General features: G+C 75.7%; 13 protein-coding genes. 9 read left to right on the forward strand and 4 right to left on the reverse strand.

Annotation, left to right across the window (positions count from 1 at the left end; translation table 11 throughout):
- The first annotated feature begins 34 nt into the window (after positions 1-34).
- The 4 genes from ABT299_RS03035 to ABT299_RS03050 all read left to right on the forward strand — a co-directional run bounded on the left by ABT299_RS03035 (position 35) and on the right by ABT299_RS03050 (position 5,290).
- The gene (locus tag ABT299_RS03035; RefSeq protein ID WP_500249590.1) at positions 35-1,177 is read left to right on the forward strand and encodes a hypothetical protein; all 1,143 of its coding nucleotides are present in this window, start codon (positions 35-37) and stop codon (positions 1,175-1,177) included.
- A gap of 13 nt (positions 1,178-1,190) precedes the next feature.
- Complete coding sequence (locus tag ABT299_RS03040) at positions 1,191-2,000, forward strand: hypothetical protein (protein ID WP_500249591.1); 810 nt, start codon at positions 1,191-1,193, stop codon at positions 1,998-2,000.
- The gene (locus tag ABT299_RS03045) at positions 1,997-3,493 is read left to right on the forward strand and encodes an NADH-ubiquinone oxidoreductase-F iron-sulfur binding region domain-containing protein (protein ID WP_500249592.1); all 1,497 of its coding nucleotides are present in this window, start codon (positions 1,997-1,999) and stop codon (positions 3,491-3,493) included. The genes ABT299_RS03040 and ABT299_RS03045 overlap by 4 nt, the downstream gene beginning before the upstream one ends.
- Before the next feature lie 123 nt (positions 3,494-3,616).
- A complete protein-coding gene (locus tag ABT299_RS03050; protein WP_387025590.1) occupies positions 3,617-5,290 on the forward strand; it encodes a catalase in 1,674 nt (557 codons plus the stop codon).
- 80 nt (positions 5,291-5,370) lie between these two features.
- Here the strand turns inward: ABT299_RS03050 and ABT299_RS03055 are convergent, their stop codons facing one another.
- Complete coding sequence (locus ABT299_RS03055; RefSeq protein ID WP_190855987.1) at positions 5,371-5,838, reverse strand: RsbRD N-terminal domain-containing protein; 468 nt, start codon at positions 5,836-5,838, stop codon at positions 5,371-5,373.
- Positions 5,839-5,964: 126 nt separating this feature from the next.
- Positions 5,965-6,939: a GlxA family transcriptional regulator gene (locus tag ABT299_RS03060; protein WP_500249593.1), complete on the reverse strand. Its 975-nt coding sequence runs from the start codon at positions 6,937-6,939 to the stop codon at positions 5,965-5,967.
- 119 nt (positions 6,940-7,058) lie between these two features.
- Here ABT299_RS03060 and ABT299_RS03065 point away from each other — a divergent pair, with 119 nt between their 5' ends.
- On the forward strand, positions 7,059-7,961 hold the full coding sequence (locus ABT299_RS03065) for a helix-turn-helix domain-containing protein (protein WP_387025596.1): 903 nt from the start codon (positions 7,059-7,061) through the stop codon (positions 7,959-7,961).
- Between the two features lie 27 nt (positions 7,962-7,988).
- Here ABT299_RS03065 and ABT299_RS03070 read toward each other — a convergent pair whose 3' ends face one another.
- On the reverse strand, positions 7,989-9,104 hold the full coding sequence (locus ABT299_RS03070) for a pyridoxal-phosphate dependent enzyme (protein ID WP_500249594.1): 1,116 nt from the start codon (positions 9,102-9,104) through the stop codon (positions 7,989-7,991).
- Positions 9,105-9,191: 87 nt separating this feature from the next.
- Here ABT299_RS03070 and ABT299_RS03075 point away from each other — a divergent pair, with 87 nt between their 5' ends.
- The 3 genes from ABT299_RS03075 (at position 9,192) to ABT299_RS03085 (ending at position 10,928) form a co-directional block, all read left to right on the forward strand.
- On the forward strand, positions 9,192-10,121 hold the full coding sequence (locus ABT299_RS03075; protein WP_500249595.1) for a LysR family transcriptional regulator: 930 nt from the start codon (positions 9,192-9,194) through the stop codon (positions 10,119-10,121).
- Positions 10,122-10,450: 329 nt separating this feature from the next.
- Positions 10,451-10,714: a hypothetical protein gene (locus ABT299_RS03080; RefSeq protein ID WP_500249596.1), complete on the forward strand. Its 264-nt coding sequence runs from the start codon at positions 10,451-10,453 to the stop codon at positions 10,712-10,714.
- 55 nt (positions 10,715-10,769) lie between these two features.
- Positions 10,770-10,928: a hypothetical protein gene (locus ABT299_RS03085; protein WP_500249597.1), complete on the forward strand. Its 159-nt coding sequence runs from the start codon at positions 10,770-10,772 to the stop codon at positions 10,926-10,928.
- A gap of 19 nt (positions 10,929-10,947) precedes the next feature.
- Here ABT299_RS03085 and ABT299_RS03090 read toward each other — a convergent pair whose 3' ends face one another.
- Positions 10,948-11,910, reverse strand: coding sequence for a helix-turn-helix domain-containing protein (locus ABT299_RS03090; protein WP_500249598.1), 963 nt, complete (start codon positions 11,908-11,910; stop codon positions 10,948-10,950).
- 106 nt (positions 11,911-12,016) lie between these two features.
- On the opposite strand from ABT299_RS03090, the gene ABT299_RS03095 reads away from it, so the two are divergent.
- Positions 12,017-13,030, forward strand: a complete 1,014-nt coding sequence (locus ABT299_RS03095; RefSeq protein WP_500249599.1) for a saccharopine dehydrogenase family protein — start codon at positions 12,017-12,019, stop codon at positions 13,028-13,030.
- Positions 13,031-13,043 lie beyond the last annotated feature (13 nt).

Below are 13,043 nucleotides of genomic sequence, written 5' to 3' on the forward strand. Positions count from 1 at the left end.
GCCGCCTTATCGGGTGAGCCGCGACTCTGGCGGGGTGATGTCCCCACCGCGGTCCGGCGGCGGATCCGTACTGCCGCTGGCCAACCGCATCGTGCGGCTCGGCGGCGCCGGCGCGGGCGCCGTCCTGCTGGTGCTGTGCGCCGTGGTGGCCCAGGCGACGCAGGCGCCGCGGGGCCGCCCGGCGGCGGTGCCCGAGCCCGCGTCCCAGCGGACCCGCCCGGCGCACGCGTCGCGGGGCTCCAAGGCCGCGGAGACGACCGCGAAGACCGCCCCGCTGGTCCGGACGGTGCGCACCGCGGTGCTCCGCCAGCGCTCGACGATCGCGCGCCGCGAGTTCGGCGGGCGCGCGCCGAAGGCGCCGACCGTGCTGCTGTCCCGGTCGGACGCCGCGAAGGGCTGGGCGTTCGGCTCGTCGGTCATCGCGCCGCCGGACGGCGTGGACGCGCCGCCCGACGCGTCGCTGTTCATCGCCCGCCGCCTCACGACGGGCTGGCAGGTGGCGGTGACCGGCGCGCCGACCTTCGGGTCGTTCGCGAAGCAGGCCCCGTCCGACGTCGTGCCGGACGGCGAACGCGCGCTCCTCGCCCGCTACGGGAAGGCCGCCGTGAGCGGGGCGGCCACCGGGCTGGAGCTGCCCTGGGGTCCCGGCGGGTCGTGGACGATGCGGCCCGCCGGCGACCCGAGGGCGATCGCGTTCGCGGGAGGGGACGGCCGGGTCCTGGCACCCGGGCCCGGCCGCCTCTACCGGCTGTGCGGCCGGACGTCCGGGCACGCGATGCTGCTGCTGATCCACCCCAACGGGCTCGCGTCGACGTTCTCCCGGCTGACCGCGCCCGCCGCGGTGAAGGACGGCGGCGCCGTCCGGACGGGCGCCTACCTCGGGACGACCGGGCGCGGCCTGCCGTGCTCGACCGGGCAGGCCGCCGGGCCTCCGTCCGTGGTGTTCGGGGTGCTGTCGGGCGGACGGCCCGCGGCGCTCGACGGGTTGCGGATCGGCGGCTGGACGTTGCGGGTCGCCGCGTCCGGCCGGGCGGTCGCGGCGACGCGGGGCGGCGTCCGCGTCGGCCAGGGCGACCCGCTGCTCAACCTCGGCGACGGTGTGGTCCCCACCCCCGCACCGTCGCCGACCCTTACCTCGTCGCCCGCGACGTCCCCGACGACGGCGGCGTCGTCATGACGGGGAGGCGCGCGTGAACACGGCCTCGTCCCCGCCCGTCCGGGCCCCGGCGCGCCGGCGGACGCTCAAGATCGCGCTGATGGCGGCGGGGCTCGTCGCCGCCGCGGTCGCCGGGCGGACCGGGCGCGCCGCGCACCTCCTCACCGCCGCGCACGCGTTCCTGGAGTTCTTCTCCGGCGTGTTCACGCTGGTCGGGCTGACCGGCGCGGTCGTGTTCGGGCTGCTCGCCGCGAGCCGGTCCACGCCGATCCGGCTGCGGATCCTCGCCCAGTCCGGGCACCGCGCCGCCGCCGCGCTCTCGCTCAGCTTCCTCGCCGTCCACATCGTCCTGAAGGTGCTGGAGAAGCACGCGTCCGCGCTCGACGCCGCGCTCCCGGCCGCCGGGTTCCGGGGCCACGGGCTGATGGTGAGCCTCGGGCCCGTCGCCGGCGACCTGATGGTCCTCGCCGCGCTCACCGGCGTCGCCCGCGGCCGGTTCATCGGCGCCGGGCGCGCCTGGACGTGGCGGATGCTGCACCTCGCCGTGTACGCGTGCTGGCCGGTCGCGCTCGTCCACGGCCTCCAGGCCGGGCGCGCCGCCAAGAGCTGGGTGGTCTACAGCTACCTGCTGTGCGCCGCGGCGGTCGTCCTGCTGGTGCTGGTGCGGCTGGCGGTCGCGTCCCGGCACCGCCGCACGACGGGGCCCCGGCCGGTCCGCCCCGCCGCGGCGGCGCGTCCCCCGGCCCGGCGGCCCGCGCCCGCCGCCGAGGCCCGCGTCCCCGACGAGCAGTTCTGGGCGGACCTCAAGGACGAGGCGAAACGCTGGTCGAGGAGCCGCCCGTGAGCACCGCCTCCGCGACCGGCCGCGCGTTCCGCCTCACCACCATCGGGCCGCCGCGCCTGTTCTCCGGCCTCGACCGCACGTCCCGGCTGGACGCGGCGGCGCACCGGCTCGTCCACCCCGTGCCGCGCGGCCTGCCGCTCCGCGAGCTCGCGGCGCTCGCCGAGAGCGTCGACCTGCGCGGGCGCGGCGGCGCCGCGTTCCCGTTCGCCCGCAAGCTCGCCGCCGTGCACCGGTCGGCGCGGCGCACCGGCCGCGACCCCGTCGTCCTCGTCAACGCCACCGAGGGCGAGCCCGCCAGCTCCAAGGACAAGGCCCTCCTCGCGCACGTGCCGCACCTCGTGCTGAACGGCGCGGTCCTCGCCGTCAAGGCGCTCGGCGCGCGGGAGCTCGTCATCGGCGTCACCGACGACGGCCTCGCCGCGCGGTCGCTGCGGCTCGCCGTCGCCGAGACCCGGCTCCGCGACCGCGCCCGCGTCGTCCGGCTCCCCGAGCGGTTCATCACCGGGGAGGGCGGCGCGCTCGTCCGGGGCGTCAACGGCGAGACGCCGATCCCGCCCGGGCAGAAGGTCCGCGCCGCCGACAGCGGCGTCGACCGGCTCCCCACCCTGCTGTCCAACGCGGAGACGTTCGCGCAGCTCGCCGTGCTCGCCGAACTCGGCGCCGACGGGTACCGCGCCGCCGGCACCCCCCGCGAACCCGGGACCGTCCTGCTCACCGTCACCCTCCCCGACGGCGGGCACATGGTCGTCGAGACCCCCGCCGGCGTCCCGCTCGCCGACGTGCTCCGGCACTGCGGCACCGACGCCGGGCAGGGCGTCATCGTCGGCGGCTACCACGGCGCGTGCCTCACCCCCGCGCAGGCCGCGCGGGTCACGGTGTCGCGGGAGGCGATGGCGGCGGCCGGCGGCGCGCTCGGCGCCGGGATCGTCGTCCCGCTGCCCCGCGACACCTGCCCGCTCGGCGAGATCGCCCGCGTCGCCGGGTACATGGGCGCCGAATCCGCCGGGCAGTGCGGCCCCTGCCGGCTCGGCCTGCCCGCGATCGCGCGGTCCGTCGCCGCGCTCGCCGCCGGGACCGCCGGGGACGAGGCCGTCGCCGCCGTCCGCCGCGGCAGCGCCACCGTCCGCGGCCGCGGCGCCTGCAAGCACCCCGACGGGACGACCCGCTTCCTGCTGTCCGCGCTCCGCGCCTTCGGCGACGACGTCGCCGCGCACCTCGACCGGGGCGGCTGCGGCCGGCCGGTCCGCCGGTTCCTGCCCGTCCACGGCGAGGAGCCCGAGGAGGCCGAGGCGTCCCCGCACCGGCTCGCGATCGACTGGTCCCGCTGCGCCGGGCACGGCCTCTGCCGCCACCTGCTGCCCGACCTCGTCCGGCTCGACGAGTTCGGCTACCCCGTCATCGCCGGCGCCGCCGTCCCCGCGCGGCTGCTGCGCGACGCCGTCCAGGCCGCCGAGATGTGCCCCGCCCTCGCGCTGTCCGTGCGGAACGCCTGACCCCGCGCGCGGCCGGAGCCACCGGTCATGAGGGCTTTACCGGCGCCGGACCTTCCGGGGCGCGGCTTGCGGGTAGTGCCATCCCGCCGACCGGCCACGAGCAGAACGAGGGGGAGAGCCGGCGTGACCGACGTTGCGAGCATGGGTTCCGAGCCGGGGGACGAGCGCCCGGTCCTGACGAACCGGCAGGGCCATCCGGTCTACGACAACCAGAACCAGCGGACCGTCGGGGCGCGCGGCCCCGCCACCCTGGAGAACTACCAGTTCCTGGAGAAGATCAGCCACTTCGACCGGGAACGCATCCCCGAGCGGGTCGTGCACGCGCGCGGCGCCACCGCCTTCGGCTACTTCGAGGCGTACGGCTCCTGGGGCGACGAGCCCATCTCCCGCTACACGCGCGCGAAGCTGTTCCAGGAGCGCGGGAAGCGGACCCCGGTCGCGCTGCGGTTCTCCACCGTCATCGGCGGCCGGGACTCCGCCGAGACCGCCCGCGACCCCCGCGGGTTCGCGATCAAGTTCTACACCGAGGACGGCAACTGGGACCTCGTCGGCAACAACCTCGCGGTGTTCTTCATCCGGGACGCCATCAAGTTCCCCGACGTCATCCACGCCCTCAAGCCCGACCCCGTGACGTTCCGGCAGGAGCCGAACCGGATCTTCGACTTCATGTCGCAGACGCCCGAGGCGATGCACATGCTCGTCAACCTGTTCAGCCCGCGCGGCATCCCCGCCGACTACCGGCACCAGCAGGGCTTCGGCGTCAACACCTACAAGTGGGTGAACGACGACGGGGACACCGTCCTGGTCAAGTACCACTGGATGCCGAAGCAGGGCGTCCGCAGCATGACCGGCGCCGACGCCGCGGCCGTGCAGGCGAACGACCTCGGCCACGCCACCAGGGACCTCCACGACGCCATCGACCGCGGCGAGTACCCCGAGTGGGAGCTGCTCGTCCAGATGATGAGCGACGACGACCACCCCGAGCTGGACTTCGACCCGCTCGACGACACGAAGGTGTGGCCGGAGAACGACTTCCCGCCGAAGCCCGTCGGCCGGATCGTCCTCGACCGCAACGTCGCGAACCACTTCGCGGAGAACGAGCAGATCGCGTTCGGCACGGGCGTGCTGGTCGACGGCCTCGACTTCTCCGACGACAAGATGCTCGTCGGCCGGACGTTCTCCTACAGCGACACCCAGCGGCACCGGGTCGGGCCGAACTACCTGCAGCTGCCCGTCAACCAGGCGAAGGAGGCGCGGGTCGCCACCAACCAGCGCGACGGGCAGATGACCTACTACGTCGACGGCTACGGCGAGAACCCGCACGTCAACTACGAGCCGTCCATCACCGGCGGGCTCCGGGAGGCGCAGTACCCGACGCACGACGAGCAGGGCCCGGAGATCCGCGGCCGGCTGACCCGCATGCGGATCCCGCGCGCCAACGACTACGAGCAGGCCGGGCAGCGCTACCTGCTGATGGAGGACTGGGAGCGCGACGACCTGGTGGCCAACCTCGTCGACCAGCTGTCGCAGTGCGTGCGGGCCGTCCAGGAGCGGATGGTGTGGCACTTCCTGCTGGTCGAGGACGACCTGGGGCTGCGCGTCGGCAAGGGCCTCGGCATCGCGCCGGAGGACGTCGCGCATCTGAAGCCGCTGCAGGGCCAGGACCTCACCGACGAGGACCGGCGGCGGCTCGACGACCTCGGCAGGAACGGTCCCCGCGACGTGAACGGCCTCAAGATGACGCACTGCGTGCCGAACGAGCGCGCCGTCCACATCCCGTCCGGCCCGAACGGCTGAGGCACGGGCGCGCCGAGCGGGAGGGCGCACCGGGTTCGGGACGAGGTCCGAATGGCCTTACGCGGCCATCCGGCTCGCGGTCAGTTCGGGGAATAGCGCTGGCCGCGTGCCACGAGGGGGTAGAGGCGGGAGCCGTTGCGGGGGCGCGCGGCGCGGTGGTGGCCGTCGACCGCGGCCTCGACGATCTGGTCCTCCGCGCTGAACGCGCTCTCCATCACCGCGATGAACTCGGTGTTCGGCGGGTGGACGCGGGCGGCGGCGTTGGCGGTGCGGCGGATGAGCACGCGCGCCCCGCTGCGCAGCGCCGACTCCAGGTGCCGGACGTCCTGGCCCGCGCGGGCCTCGTGGGCGCCGAGGCGGCGGAAGTGGTCGAGCGCGGCGCCGCGGTCCTGCGCGCCGGTGTAGACGGTCAGCGCGTCCCGGACGAGGGTGAGGATCATCGCCGCGCTCAGGCCCGTGTACGCGGGGACGCGGCCGGCGATCTCGCCGACGATCTCGGCGGTGATCTCGTCCAGCCGTTCGGCGAGCAGTTCGGTCACGGGGTTCATGGCGGCGTCCCTCATGCTCCGTCGTCGCGTCGATCCGTCCCGCGCGTCCGCGGTGGCAATATGTTACTCACGCGTAGGCCGGATGTACCGCCCTAAAAAGGAGATCTCTCGCCAACTCGCTCCCGATCAGTGCGCGGGGGCGTGCGTGCGCGCGGTGCGGAAGGTGTGCCGGTAGGCGGACGGGGGGACGCCGATCGAGGCGACCAGGTGCTGGCGCAGCGACGCCGAGGTGCCGAAGCCCGCCTGCTCGGCGATGCGGTCGACGGGCAGGTCCGTGGTCTCCAGCAGGCGGCGGGCCAGGTCGACGCGCTGCCGGGCCAGCCACTGCCCCGGCGTCATCCCGACCTCGTCGCGGAACCGGCGGGAGAACGTGCGGACGCTCATCCGCGCGTGCCGCGCCATCTCGGCGAGCGGGATCGGCCGGTGCAGCTCGCCGAGCGCCCAGGCGCGGGTCGCGGACGTGGCGGCCGCGTCCGGCTCGGGCACGGGACGCTCGATGAACTGGGCCTGGCCGCCCTCCCGCCACGGCGGCACGACGCAGCGGCGGGCGACCCGGTTGGCGACCTCGCTGCCGTGGTCGCGGCGGACGAGGTGCATGCACAGGTCGATCCCGGCGGCGACGCCCGCGGAGGTGAGCACGTCGCCGTCGTCCACGAACAGCACGTCGGCGTTCACGTCGACCTCGGGGAACAGCGCCTTGAAGCGCTCGGCCTCGGCCCAGTGCGTGGTGGCGGGCCGGCCGTCGAGGAGGCCGGCGGCGGCGAGCAGGTAGGACGCGGTGCAGATCGACACGATCCGGGCGCCGGGTCGGAGCCGGGAGAGCGCGTCGGCGATCGGCGGCGGGCACCCGGGCGGCACGGCGGGGCCGCAGCCGAACGGCGGGATGACGAGCGTGCCGGCGGTCTCGATGATCTCGTGGCCGTGCTCGACGGCGATCGCGAAGTCGGCGCTGCTGCGCACCGGGCGGCCGTCGATCCCGCAGGTCAGCACCTCGTAGAGGGGGGCGCCGCCGGGGCCGGTGGCCGAGCCGAAGATCCGGACCGGGATGCCGAGCTCGAACGGGTACACGCCGTCGAGCGCGAGGACCACGACACGGTGCATGGCCGGAGTCTTTCATGCGGCAGGATCTGGCCACAATGCGACTCCGCCGTCTGCTGCACGTGCATATGCACTTGCCACTACTATCCCGCTAGCAGGATCCCCACCCCCGAGGAGCGGTGTTGAGCGCAGGGCAGGAGCCGGGGGCGGCCGGGCCGGGGACCGGGACCGTGCACGGCCCGACGGCGCGCCGCATGCTCGTCGGCGCCCGGCTGCGCGGCCTGCGGGAACGCAGCGGGCTGAGCCGCGACCAGGCCGGCTACGCGATCCGCGGCAGCGCGTCCAAGATCAGCCGGATCGAGCTCGGCCGCACCTCGTTCGCCCGCCGCGACGTGGCCGACCTGCTCACCCTCTACGGGGTGCCGGACGGCGCCGAGCGCGAGGAGCTGCTCCGCCTCGCGCGGGAGGCCAACGAGCGGGCCTGGTGGCACCGGTACGGCGAGCTGATCCCGCCCTGGACGCACCGGTTCCTCGACCTGGAGGGGACCGCCCGCGAGGTCCGCGCCTACGAGCCGTGCCAGATCCCCGAGCTGCTCCAGACCGAGGAGTACACGCGCGCCTGCCTCGCGATCCGGGACGGGATCCGGGAGGGCGACCGGCGCATCGAGATCGACGAGCGGGCCGCCGTCCGCCGGCTGCGCCGCCGCCGGTTCGCCGACGGCCCCGGCCGCACGCTCGCCGCCGTCGTGGACGAGGCGGCGCTGCGCCGCTTCGTCGGCGGGCCCGAGCTGATCCGCGGCCAGCTCGGGCACCTGGCCGCGCTCGCCGACAGCGGCCGGGTCGAGCTGCGGATCATCCCGGTCGGCGGGCGCCCGCTGCCGCTCGCGCACGGCTTCTCCATCCTGAGCTTCGCGGGAGGGGCGCTCCCCGACGTCGTCTACCTCGAGTTCCTCACGACCGCGCTGTACCTGGACAAGCCCGCCGACGTCGCCGCCTACACGGCCGCCTGGGACCGCCTGTCGGCCGCCGCGCTGCCGCCGGACGAGGGCCGCGCCCTCCTCGCCCGCCTGCTCGACCGGCTGTGACGGCCGCCCCGCCGGATCCGGCGCGGGTCAGGCGGGCGGCGGGTTCGCGGCCGCGCCCTCGGTGCTCAGCAGGACGACCGTGTCCCCGGGCCCGACGCCGAGGCCGGGCAGCGCGGCCCGCACCCCCGCCAGGGCCGCGGCACCGCACGGACCGGCGGAAACGCCCAGCGCGGCCAGCTCGCGCGCGGCGTCCGCGACGGCCGCGTCCGCGACGCTGACGGCCGCGTCCACGCCCGCCCGCAGGTACGGCCAGGCCGACGAGGACGGCGTGGCGCAGTTCAGGCCCGCCATGGACGTCGCCCCCGTCTCCACGGTGACCAGGCGGTCGCCGAGCAGGCTCGCCAGCACGCACGGCGCCGCGTCCGGCTCCACGGCGAGCAGTTTCGGCGCGGACGCGCCCGACCGGTAGTGCACCACCGCCGCCTGCGCCAGCGACCCCACCCCCACCGGGACCGCCACGATGTCCGCTGATCCCGCGCCGGCCGCGCGCAACTGCGCGTCGATCTCGGTGAAGAGCGTCGAGTAGCCCTCCACGATCCACCCGGGCACGCGCTCGTAGCCGGGCCAGGCCGTGTCCTGGACGAGCAGCGCCGACGCGTCCCCCTCGGCGGACTCGGACGCCCTGCGCACCGCCGCGTCGTACGGCGCGCCGACCCGCACGACCCGGGCGCCCTCGTCCTCGATCGCGGCGAGCGCCGCCGGGTGGACGCCATCCGGCACGAACACCTCCGCCCGCGTCCCGAGCATCCGCGCCATCGCGGCGACGGCCCGCCCGTGGTTGCCGTCCGTCGCGGTGACCAGCCGGAACGCCCCGGCGCGGGCCCGCAGCGCGCCGATCGGGTCGGCCGCCGGGACGGGGACGCCGAGCCGGTCGCACAGCGCGCGGCACACCCCCCACGACGCGCCGAGGATCTTGAAGGCGGGCAGCCCGAGGCGGGACGACTCGTCCTTGACGAACACCCGCCCGGCGCCGAGGCCGGCGGCCGGCGCGGGCGTCTCGACCAGCGGCGTCGGCGCGTATCCGGGCAGTGCGGCGTGGAAGGCGGCGACCTCGCGGGAGGCGGGCGGGCACCTCCAGTCCCGGGCGGCGGGACGGGAGAACCAGGAGGTCCGGGCGAGGGAGGCGGGAGAGGCGGGAGCCATGGGACCACGTTTCCGCACCCGCGATCCATCGGTCCAGCGAATCTTTCCGAGCGATAATCATCGGAAGAATCGACGGATGGGGGCGCCATGCTCGACCTGCACCGGCTGCGGCTCCTGCGCGAGCTCAAGCACCGGGGGACCCTCGCCGCCGTCGCCGAGGCGCTCTCCTACAGCCCGTCGTCGATCTCGCAGCAGCTGTCGGTCCTGGAGCGGGAGGCCGGTGTGCGGCTGCTGGAACCCGTCGGGCGGCGCGTCCGGCTGACCGCGCAGGCCGAGATCCTCGTCGCGCACACCGAGGCCGTGCTGGAGCGCCTCGAACGGGCGGAGGCCGACCTCGCCGCGTCCCTGCGCGACATCACCGGCGTGCTGCACGTCGCCGCGTTCCAGACCGCCGCGCTCGCGCTCGTCCCCGGCGCGCTCAGCGCGCTCCGCGACGCCCATCCCGGCCTCCGCGTCGAGATCACCCAGCGGGAGCCCGAGAGCGCCCTGCCCGCGCTGCTCGCCCGCGACTTCGACGTGGTCGTCACCGAGGAGTACCCGGGCGACCCGCACCCCCGGCCGTCCGGGGTCGAGTACGAGGAGCTGGGCGAGGACGAGATCCGCCTCGCCCTGCCCGGCACCGTTGCGGAGAACACCGTCCCGGAGAACACCGTCCCGGCGGACGTGGCGCTCGCCGACCTCGCCGGCGTGCCGTGGGTGATGGAGCCCGCCGGGACCGCCGCCCGCGCCTGGGCCACCCGGCTGTGCCGCGACGCCGGGTTCGAACCCGACGTTCGGTTCGAGTCCAGCGACCTGCTGCTGCACCTGCGGCTCGCCGAGCGCGGCCACGCCGCCGCCCTCCTCCCCGGCCTCGTCTGGACGGACCGCCCGCCGACGGTCGCGATGGCGCCGCTGCCCGCCGGGCGGCGCGTCCGGCGGCTGTTCACCGCGACCCGCCGGGGCGGCGGCGCGCACCCCGCCGTCAGGGCCTTCCGGGACGCCCTCGCAGGGGGTACGGGATTTGCGGGCTCCGACTAGCCTGGATGTGTGCATAACGCGCCGTGCTAGGGAAAGGCTCCTGGTACGCGGAGCTCAGCGCGCACGACGGCGCCGGCCGGCCGGCGCCGTGACGACCGAAACGAAGCGTCCGGCGGCGCGGGCCCGGCACAGGGCCGCGCCACGCCGGCTCCCTGAAGATTCCTGAACCCCGATCCCGGAACGCCGTCGCCTACGGGTGTTCCGGGGGTGACCCGCACCTCCGAATGGGTGTTCTCCCCGATGGCGATGATTCCGCCTTTCCGGCAGAGTCGTAGTCGGCAGCAGGGGGACGAGGCCCCCTCGTAGGAAGAAGGCACACGATGTCGAACATGCCGCCCAATCCCTCGATGACCGCCACCGAACTCGCCGGGATCCTCTTCAGCTCCGGCCTGCAGGCCTCCGACCACCCGACTCCCGAGCAGGTCCGCACCGTGGTCGCGGCCCTGTCGCGCAGGTGCGGTGACGACCCGTCCGCCTGCGCCGCCCGCGTCGCCCAGGAGGCCGGCGACCACCCCGACACGTTCGCGGTCCGGATGCGGTGGGCGCTCGACACCGTCCACGACGCCTACGGCGACATCACCGCCGCGGCCTGACCACCGAGCCCGGCACCGGGCCGGGGACCCGCACCGACAGCAGGGAGGGACCGCCATGCGCTCCACCGCCCCGCGCACCCGCTTCGCCGAGAAGCGGGAGGACATCGTCCCGCGCACGCTCCGTGACCTGATCGCCGCCGACGCGCAGCGCCTCGACGAGGACGGCCGCCGGCACCGCAAACGGCGAATCATGCCCGTCCGCCGCGTCACCTAGCCCCGCGCACGACCGATGATCATGCGCCGGAGAGCGGGCGCTCCCCGGTGCGCGAGCGGAAGGTGCGGCGGTAGGTGTCCGGGGGAACGCCCACCGTGCGGTTGAAGTGCCGGCGCAGCGTCGTGGCGGTGCCCATGCCGGTGGCCGCGGCGATGGCGTCGATCCCGTCGTCGGTCGTCTCCAGAAGCTGCTGGGCGTGGCGGATCCGCTGGGCCAGCAGCCATTGCAGCGGCGTGGTGCCGGTCGCCGCGCGGAAGTGGCGGCCCAGGTTGCGCTCGCTCATCCGCGCCCGGCGCGCCAGGTCGGCGACGGTCAGCGGCCGGTGCAGCCGCTCGATCGCCCAGGGGAGCAGGCCGGCGAGCGGGTGGTCGCCCGGATCGGGGACCGGAGCGGTGACGAACTGGGCCTGCCCGCCGTCCCGGTGCGGCGGCACGACCAGGCGGCGGGCGACCGTGTTCGCGACCGCGGAGCCGCGGTCGAGGCGGACGAGGTGCAGGCACAGGTCCATGGCGGCGGCCTTGCCCGCCGAGGTCAGCACGCTGCCGTTGTCCACGTAGAGGACGTCCGGGTCCACCTCCACGCGCGGGTAGCGCTCGGCCAGGGTCCGGGTGTGCGCCCAGTGGGTGGTCGCGCGGCGCCCGTCCAGCAGGCCCGCCGCTGCCAGCACGAACGCGCCCGTGCAGAGGGAGGCCACGCGCGCGCCCGCCTCGTGCGCGGCGCGCACCGCGCCGACCAGGTCGGCGGGCGGATCGACGTCGGTGTCCCAGCCCGGGACGATCACGGTGCCGGCGTCCGGCAGCCGGTCGAGGCCGTGGTCGGGCTCCAGCCGGAACCGGCCGGTCCGCACGGGCTCCGCCCCGCAGACGACGAGGTCGTACCAGGGGCCGGGCACGCTCGGCGGTGCCGAGCCGAAGACCTCGTAGGCCAGGGACAGCTCGAAGTGCAGCATCCCCTCGGCGGCGGCCAGCGCGACGGTGGTCATGGCCGGAATTGTATGGGTAATGGCGTTCCGGACACTCACACCGGGACGGCCGCGCTCGCCAGGATGGTCCACGACGGATCGCAGCAGATCACGAGGTGGACGAACGATGGACAAGGTCGCGGTGTTCGGTGCGTACGGGCACACCGGACGGTTCGTGGTGGACGAGCTCCAGGCCCGCGGGTTCGTCCCGATCCCGTCCGGCCGCGACGCCGGCAGGCTGGCGCCGCTGGCCGCCGCGTCCGGGTTGGAGGCCCGGCCCGCCTCGGTGGACGACCCGGCCTCGCTCGACCGCGCGCTGGCCGGTGCGGCGGCCGTGGTGAACTGCGCCGGGCCCTTCGCCGCGACGGCGGCGCCGGTGATCGAGGCGGCCCTGCGCGCCGGGATCCCGTACGTGGACGTGGCGGCCGAGATCGAGGCCAACGCCGACACGTTCGCCCACTTCGCGGGGCGCGCCGGCGGGACGCCGGTCGTCCCGGCCATGGCCTTCTTCGGGGGTTTCGGCGACCTGCTGGCCACCGCCGCCCTGGACGGCCGGACGGAGGCCGACGAGGTGCACGTCGCCTACGGCCTGAGCGGATGGCACCCCACCCGCGGGACGCGGGCCGCAGGTGCGGTCTCCCGGCGCCGCCGCGACGGTCGGCGCGTCCGCTACTCGGGCGGGCGCCTGGAGTACCGCGACGACGAGCCGCCGACCCTGGAGTGGCCCTTCCCCGCCCCGATGGGGTCCAGGACCGTCATCGGGGAGTACGCCATGGCCGACGTCGTCACCGTGCCCAGCCACCTGGCCGTCCCCGAGGTCACCACCTACATGACGGCCGAGGCGGCCAGGGACATCGCGGACCCGGACACCCCGGCCCCCGCCCCGGCCGACGAGCGCGGCCGGTCCGCGCAGACCTTCCTCGTCGACGTGATCGTGCGTTCGGGCGGCACCGAACGGCGCGCCGTGGCGCGGGGCCGCGACATCTACGCCGTGACCGCGCCTCTCGCCGTGGAGGCCGTCCACCGCCTGCTCACCGGGCAGGTCAGGACGGCGGGCGTGGCCTCCGCCGGCGCGATCTTCGACGCGCCGGGCTTCCTCCGCGCCCTGTCCTCCCACATCTCCGTCGACCTGCCCGCGTAGCGCGCGCTAGTAG

The sequence above is a fragment of the Spirillospora sp. NPDC000708 genome (genome assembly GCF_040299565.1).
GTDB lineage: Bacteria > Actinomycetota > Actinomycetes > Streptosporangiales > Streptosporangiaceae > Spirillospora.

Excerpts from the sequence above, each read along its gene's own strand:
- ABT299_RS03055 (WP_190855987.1), bottom strand. The coding sequence starts at position 5,838 with ATGAACCCCGTGACCGAACTGCTCGCCGAACGGCTGGACGAGATCACC.
- ABT299_RS03060 (WP_500249593.1), bottom strand. The coding sequence starts at position 6,939 with ATGCACCGTGTCGTGGTCCTCGCGCTCGACGGCGTGTACCCGTTCGAG.
- ABT299_RS03070 (WP_500249594.1), bottom strand. The coding sequence starts at position 9,104 with ATGGCTCCCGCCTCTCCCGCCTCCCTCGCCCGGACCTCCTGGTTCTCC.
- ABT299_RS03075 (WP_500249595.1), top strand. The coding sequence starts at position 9,192 with ATGCTCGACCTGCACCGGCTGCGGCTCCTGCGCGAGCTCAAGCACCGG.
- ABT299_RS03080 (WP_500249596.1), top strand. The coding sequence starts at position 10,451 with ATGCCGCCCAATCCCTCGATGACCGCCACCGAACTCGCCGGGATCCTC.
- ABT299_RS03085 (WP_500249597.1), top strand. The coding sequence starts at position 10,770 with ATGCGCTCCACCGCCCCGCGCACCCGCTTCGCCGAGAAGCGGGAGGAC.
- ABT299_RS03090 (WP_500249598.1), bottom strand. The coding sequence starts at position 11,910 with ATGACCACCGTCGCGCTGGCCGCCGCCGAGGGGATGCTGCACTTCGAG.
- ABT299_RS03095 (WP_500249599.1), top strand. The coding sequence starts at position 12,017 with ATGGACAAGGTCGCGGTGTTCGGTGCGTACGGGCACACCGGACGGTTC.